The organism is Phormidium sp. CCY1219, assembly GCF_055795085.1.
The window spans coordinates 1-1,816 of the sequence record NZ_JAYFEQ010000606.1; the positions used below are offsets into that span (position 1 = coordinate 1).

The 1,816-nt window shown below is 51.5% G+C and carries 1 protein-coding gene and 1 pseudogene; one reads left to right on the forward strand and one right to left on the reverse strand.

Annotated features, from left to right (window positions below; all coding sequences use genetic code 11):
• Positions 1–180 (forward strand): annotated as a pseudogene (locus AC0QH1_RS17105) (photosystem II q(b) protein); the annotation flags it as partial.
• Positions 181–503: 323 nt separating this feature from the next.
• Here AC0QH1_RS17105 and AC0QH1_RS17110 read toward each other — a convergent pair.
• Positions 504–1,484, reverse strand: a complete 981-nt coding sequence (locus tag AC0QH1_RS17110; protein ID WP_324632445.1) for a RusA family crossover junction endodeoxyribonuclease — start codon at positions 1,482–1,484, stop codon at positions 504–506.
• Positions 1,485–1,816: the final 332 nt, after the last annotated feature.

The window sequence follows — 1,816 nt, forward strand, 5'->3', positions numbered from 1 at the left end:
TTCAACCAGTCCATCATCGACTCTCAAGGTCGCGTGGTGAACACCTGGGCCGACGTGATCAACCGCGCCAACCTGGGTATGGAAGTGATGCACGAGCGTAACGCTCACAACTTCCCCTTAGACTTGGCTGCAGGCGAAACCACTCCGGTGGCTTTAACTGCCCCTGAAATCAACGGCTAAGATTTAGCTTGCGATAATTAAAAGCGCTCTCCTTCGGGAGGGCGCTTTTTGTTTGGAGAGAGGAATAGCTGTAAAAAGAGTTATACTGTTTAAATTTTAAAATAGCCCAAAATATACTAAAAGAGAAATTGGCCGATCGCAAAACCCAAAGGGGTGTTTTGCGCGGACATTTTTGAGGTAGGGAGGACTCAGGAGGAGGAGTCGGATCTATCGCTCGTCGGACATCCAGACCTTTTTGTGCTGCCCGAGCCTACCGACTTCTCATCCCATGAGAGCACAATACAAAGCATCCTATACATAAGTACCACAGAAGAACCACCGCATCATGCCTGCTTATCCTCCAACAGCTTCAGTTGAATTTTCACGCCGGTTTCTCTATGGGGAACGTGCTTCCAACTGCCATAACACAAGTGCTTGAGACTATCCGTTTGCAGCACCCCAGCACCCACCAACGCATCGCAGACGCTACCGATCGCATTATCTCCATCACCGCGATGCTTTCCGCACAACAAAATCCGCAGCGCCGCCCGTTCAATAGGGAGCGCCGGAGTCGGGTGAATTTGCTGCAACTGCATGAGAATTTCACCCTCGGCTCTGAGTCGCCATTCCCGATAGCGCTTCGGAAGATAAGTTCCGTTCAGGGTAACGCGGGGACGAGCTTTCGGCGTCACGGATCCGGGAATCCAAAACGTCAAGGTAGTAGGGGAGTTCGTTTGTAGCTGTTCTGCAATCGGTGGGCGATCGCTCGGTTTGGCAGCTTTCGACTCTTGCACTAATTTCTCAAACGGCGAGAGTGTTGTTTGACGCTTCCGGTGCGGATTTGGGGAATGGTTCATCAGTTCGGCAACAACGACAAGCGGGGGTTGTATTTCACCTTTCGCGTTTGTCGTAGTTTCATCAGGGGGGTTTTCCCCGGAGGGTAACACCCCATCAGCAGGGCAATCATCTGGCACACCATCCGTATCAAAGCACACAGAACCCTCAGATCCGGACCATCCAGCGGTGATATTGATGTAAGTTTGAGCCGTTTTTTCCGACAAACTGCAACAATCTGCCAACCAGTAACGCCATTGTTCCGGTGCAAGGAGCGCCTGAGCTTGCAGGAGCAACTCCCCAGCATTCCGGGCATGGAGGAGTCCCACTGCGGTAGCAGACTGACACTGCTTGTGTTCGCGAATAATTCGCCGTGCCAGTGCGTCGAGGGAAACCAGCCTCGGTGCCCATTGTTTCAGGTAATTTCGCTCGCATAAAGCGCGCAGATCGCGCATTTTTCGCAGTGATTGAGTTAAAGACAGAGATGGCATGGACAAAAAAAGATGAAAGCGTTTAGACAAATCAGTGCTGCGCCAGACCCCAGAGGGGGCGCGACCAGTCACAAGCACCTATTGTAGTCCATGAAGATAACTTGCTGTGGCAAAAAAAAGAGTCGTGGAAAGGCTGAATTGTCATATCGCAGTTGACGAAAAAATCAAACAACCCCCCTAGAACAGCTAAAGCGCCGGTGAGCGTAAAAAGAGTTGACAGAACAGGGCAAATGTGTATTGGGCTAGTTAAGTCAGTTACCGAGAATCGGCGTAAAGCCCCCGGATTTATCCGTGGGGATATAAGCCGAGCGACTGACCCCCGGTCCCCCGCA

Bases quoted from the DNA above. Each gene is read 5' to 3' on its own strand.
- AC0QH1_RS17110 (WP_324632445.1), bottom strand. From the start codon at position 1,484: ATGCCATCTCTGTCTTTAACTCAATCACTGCGAAAAATGCGCGATCTG.